This is a genomic window from Arthrobacter sp. NPDC093128 (genome assembly GCF_040683875.1).
Lineage (GTDB): Bacteria > Actinomycetota > Actinomycetes > Actinomycetales > Micrococcaceae > Arthrobacter.
Window position 1 is genome coordinate 1 of record NZ_JBFBEY010000061.1, and the last position, 4701, is coordinate 4701.

2 protein-coding genes are annotated in these 4701 nt (G+C 66.8%); both read left to right on the forward strand.

All coding sequences use genetic code 11. The features are described from left to right. Nucleotides 1-150 precede the first annotated feature (150 nt). The gene (locus tag AB0N24_RS27360; RefSeq protein ID WP_364131703.1) at nt 151-1221 is read left to right on the forward strand and encodes a LacI family DNA-binding transcriptional regulator; all 1071 of its coding nucleotides are present in this window, start codon (nt 151-153) and stop codon (nt 1219-1221) included. Between the two features lie 196 nt (nt 1222-1417). Continuing rightward, nucleotides 1418-4429, forward strand: a complete 3012-nt coding sequence (locus tag AB0N24_RS27365; protein ID WP_364131706.1) for a glycoside hydrolase family 2 TIM barrel-domain containing protein — start codon at nt 1418-1420, stop codon at nt 4427-4429. Nucleotides 4430-4701 lie beyond the last annotated feature (272 nt).

The window sequence follows — 4701 nt, forward strand, 5'->3', positions numbered from 1 at the left end:
TCACCGCCGGACAACCATTAGGTCGAGAGCCTCCAGACACAGTCTGGAGGCTCTCCCACTTTAACCACCCAAACACACCCCCACCCCAGGGACCCTCCCGCACCCCTCCAGGGCAACCCACGCGCATCGTCGGCTCTAGACTTACACTCCATGAGCCCCACAACCTCCGGACGCCCGGCCAAGCCGGCAACAATCCTTGACGTAGCGGCCGCAGCGGGGGTTTCACGCCAGACGGTCACGCGCGCCATGAACGGCATGCCGGGAATCAAGGAATCCACTCGGGAACGCGTGCAGGAGCTGGCACGTGAACTTGGTTACACGCCGAGCCGTTTCGCAAAGGGCCTCGTCCAGGGATCGCGAACTTCCGTAGGGCTTGCCATCCCCGATCTCACGAATCCATATTTCCCGGCGTTTGCCTCGAGCGTGGTGGAACTCGCCACCCAGCGGGGCTGGCACATCGTGGTTGACGACTACGGCCATGGCGGCCGGAGCGGCCTGGATGCCGTGGAACACCTGGCCCCCCATGTTGACGCCGTTATCGGATACCTGGGCGGGTACGCCGACCAGGCCCAGGCCGCCCTGGGCCGTCGTCCGCTGATTGTCCTTGACGAGATTCCCGGAAGCGCAGCGGGCAGTATCAATTTCGACTACACCCAGGCGGCGAATCTGGCCGTGGACCATCTTTGGGGCGCGAACCGGCGCAACATCGCCTATCTGGACGCTCACGACACCCGTCAATCGGCATTTCCACCGGAAGGCCAGGAGTCCCGGGCCTCCTCACCTGCGGGTGACATCGGGCCGTGCACGGTCCGCGGCCGTGCCGTCGCCAGCCGGCTGGACCAGACCGGGTCTCCGTGGTCACTGATCGCGGCAGAGGAGACGGCGGGCGCAGCGAGGGCGGCCGCGGCTGCCTTGCTCCGGGATCGGCCGGAAACCGACGGGATCCTGGTCTTCAACGACCTCATGGCCGCCGGCGTCCTCAAGGCAGCAGCCGACGCAGGGCTCCGGGTGCCGGACGACTGTGCAGTTGTCGGCATGGACGGCATCCCCCTGGGTGAACTCCTGACACCGGAGCTCAGCACCCTGGCGCTGGACCTGCGGGAGGTGGGGCGGGCCGCCGTCGAACTCCTTGACGGACTCCTGACGGGCGCCGTGGCGCCGGGCTCGGACTCCGCCCGGCTGACACTGGCGCATCAACTGATCCTCCGCAAGTCGGCCTGACCCGGTTCGCAGGCATCTCCGCCGGCCGGGCCGAGGCGAGCGGCAAGGCTGGCCGTCGCAAAAGCCGCCAACACCCTGTTCAAGAACGGCGTACTCGCGTAGGATCCTGAGGAACGTGAACGTTCACGAATCTGGCCGGTAGCCGCGACACAACGCCGCCCCGGCTCCGGAACAAACCCCAACCCGAGGAAACGCCATGCCAGTTCAGCCCACCACCGCCGGCCGGGAGGCCGTTGCCGAATCGGAATCCACCCTTGACCTTGCCGCTGAACAGGTGGCCGGGCTCGCGTCCGTCGCTCCCCCGCAGGGCACTCTGCCGCCCCGGGCATATCTGCAGAGCACGGCACCCAGGTTGTCCCTGAACGGCGACTGGAAGTTCAGGCTGCACCCCGGTATCCGGCAGGCACCGCAGGACGGCTGGCAGGACGGTGGCGACCGTCCCGGTTTCGGCGATCTCCCGGTGCCGTCGAGCTGGTCCATGCACGGGCACGGCACCCCTTGGTACACGAATGTTCAGTTCCCCTTCGCTGTGGAACCACCCCACGCGCCGGATGCCAACCCCGTCGGTGACCTGCTTTTCGAATTTGGTGCGGGGCCGGAGTATTTCCCGTCGGCGCTGCTCCGTTTTGACGGCATCGAGTCCGCCGGAACGGTCTGGCTGAACGGAACTTTGCTCGGCACCACGCGCGGCAGCCGGCTCGCACACGAATTCGACGTCACAGGTGTGCTGGTGCCGGGAACGAATGTCCTCGCCGTCCAGGTGGCCCAGTTCTCGGCAGCCAGCTACGTGGAGGATCAGGACATGTGGTGGCTGCCCGGCATCTTCCGGGACGTGACGCTGCAGGCCCGTCCGGCGGAGGGCATCGACGACGTCTTTGTCCACGCGGACTTCAACCACAGCACCGGCGAAGGCATCCTCCGCATCGAGGTGAGCCGGGCGGGTGAGCCGGTTGCCGCCGTCGTGCGCGTCCCGGAACTGGAGCTGGAGCTGCCCGCAGGCGTGGAGCATCGTCTCCCGGAGATCACGCCATGGTCCGCAGAACTGCCGCGGCTATACGACGCCACGGTCAGCACCACGGGGGAGACCGTGTCCGTGCAGCTCGGCTTCCGCACCGTCAGCATCGAGGATGCCCAGTTCAAGGTGAACGGGCGGCGGATCCTGCTCCGCGGCGTCAACCGCCACGAACACCACCCCAAGATGGGCCGCGTGGTGCCGAGGGACGTCATGGAGAGCGAGCTGCGGCTGATGAAGCAGCACAACATCAATGCCATCCGGACGTCCCACTACCCGCCGCATCCGGACTTCCTGTCGCTGGCGGACCAGCTTGGCTTCTACGTTGTCCTCGAATGCGACCTGGAAACGCACGGTTTCGAAGAAGGCGGCTGGCGGCAGAATCCCAGCGCCGATCCGCTGTGGCAGCCCGCTCTTGTTGACCGCATGTCCAGGACTGTGGAACGCGACAAGAACCACGCCTCGGTCATCATGTGGTCGCTGGGCAACGAGGCCGGCACCGGTGAGAACCTGGCCGCGATGTCCCGCTGGACCAAGCTCCGCGACCCCTCCAGGCCCATCCACTACGAGGGCGACTGGACTTCGGCCTACGTGGACGTCTACTCACGGATGTACGCCAGCCAGGCGGAGACCCGGCTTATCGGCCAGGGCGTGGAGCCGCCGCTTGACGACGCCGGCCTGCACGCACGGCGGCGGGCCATGCCGTTTGTTTTGTGCGAGTACGTCCACGCCATGGGCAACGGACCGGGCGGCATGTCCGAATACCAGGAGCTTTTCCATCGCTACCCGCGCTTGATGGGCGGCTTTGTGTGGGAGTGGCTGGAGCACGGCATCGCCCGCACGGGCCCTGATGGGCAGGAGCATTTCGTCTACGGAGGAGACTTCGGCGAGGAAGTCCACGACGGCAACTTCGTCACCGACGGCCTCGTGGACGCCAACCGCGTCCCCCGCCCGGGCCTGCTGGATTTCAAGAAGGTCATCGAGCCGCTGTCGATTGAGGTGGCGGCCGACTGGTCGGGCTTCCTGCTCACCAACCGCTTCGATTTCGCTGACACATCGGGACTGGAGTTCCGGTACGTTGTGGAGGCCGACGGCGTGACGGTCGACGGCGGCTCGGTTGACGTTTCGCCGGTGGCCCCGCACGAATCCGCCCATGTCCCGCTGCCGGCCGGCCTGCTGGAAGGTACTGCCCAGTCGCCGGCAGTGTTGACGGTCAGGGCAGTGCTCCGGCAAGACGCCGCCTGGGCCGCGGCAGGCCACGAACTTGCCTGGGGCCAGGAGTCGGCCAATCTGCCGGTCGCCGCGATGCCTGAGGCTACAGCCGGAGTGAAGGTGGAAGGCGATCTGCTTCGCCTAGGACCGGCTGTCTTCGACCGGGCCACGGGCTCCCTCATCCGGCTGGGCGGCATTCCAGTGGAGGGGCTGCGGCTCCTGTTGTGGCGTGCAGCCACGGACAATGACCTCGGGGCGGAATGGGGGAGTCCGGATCCGCGCCCCGTGGCCACCCAGTGGCTGGACGCCGGGCTCAACCGGATGCACACCCGACTTATCGGCCTTTCGGCCCGTGACGTGGCGGGCGGCGGGGAAGAGCTTGTGGTGCTGACCCGGGTTGCCCCGGCCGGCAAACAGTTTGGCGTACTCGCCGAATACGCCTGGGCCAGCGACGGGGCCAGTGTCAGCCTGCGGACCAGGGTCACGCCCGACGGCGAGTGGATCAATGCCGGCTGGCCGGTGCCGTGGGCCCGGATAGGGGTTGAGATCGTCATGGGGTCATCCGCCCAGTCCGTGGAATGGTTCGGCCAGGGACCGCATCACAGCTATCCCGATACAGGCCAGGGCACCAAACGCGGCTGGTACGAACTGCCGTTGAAGGACCTGGACGTGGAATACGTCCGGCCCCAGGAGTCTGGCGCCCGTTCAGGCGTGTACCGGGCGGCGTTGGAGCTCGACGGCGGCCGGCTCGCCATCAGCGGCGAACCGTTTGCGCTCACCGTGCGCCCGTACAGCCTGGAGGCACTGGACGCTGCGGCCCATCGCCCCGACCTGGTTCCGGACGGCCGCAGCTACGTGTACCTCGATCACGCGCTGCATGGAGTCGGAACTGCGGCGTGCGGCCCAGGAGTCCTGGAAGGCTATCGGCTGGAGCCGCGCGAGGCCGACTTCTCGTTCGTATTTGGTGTGACTCAGTCCACATAAGGCCGGACAGCGCTGACAAGCCCCTGTGGACGCCAAGGCGGGCCGGAAATCCCCGGAATTCCGCGGATTTCCGGCCGACCCTCACCGCCTAGGGGTGGATTTGTGCGGGGTCCTCTGGACGTGTAAAGTAATTCGAGTCGCCGCCGCTGATGCGGAAAGATAGCGACCGACCCCCTTCTGAATGGCCTGAAAAACGGCGTCTTTACTGGCGTGCGGAAACCGGGTGGGGGCCCTTGTGGTGGAGCTTGGATCTGCGGAAACGCGGGTTTGCA